Here is a 278-nt window from a genome sequence, read left to right as displayed (position 1 = left end):
ATTTTGACTTGATCGCCCATTGACTCGGAGAAGGCGACAAGCCGCGTGATTTCCTGCGCATCCGTGAACGAACGCTGAAGCTTGCTCAACCGTGCCTTGATCTTGGTGACGCGTTCTTTAAGCTTCATCAGCTCATCGCGCGGTACGAGCCCCTCTCTGTCGCGTTCAACCTGCGCGCGCAGCTCATCATAGGCGGCTCGGACCTTTCCGAGCTTCGTGAGTTCTGCGGCGTATAGCTTACGCTCTGCATCCATCTTGTCGAGATCGAAGAACTCGGT

1 protein-coding gene is annotated in these 278 nt (G+C 55.8%); it reads right to left on the bottom strand.

Annotated features, from left to right (window positions below; translation table 11 throughout):
* Window positions 1–278: hypothetical protein (locus AC1RPQ_RS08445; RefSeq protein WP_481762336.1), on the bottom strand; the 278-nt coding region annotated here is incomplete at both ends.

Source organism: Dellaglioa sp. CoH-57-MRSF-21, assembly GCF_056781915.1.
The sequence above is the reverse complement of the archived record's forward strand: the minus strand, read 5'-3'. Positions and strand labels throughout refer to the sequence as shown.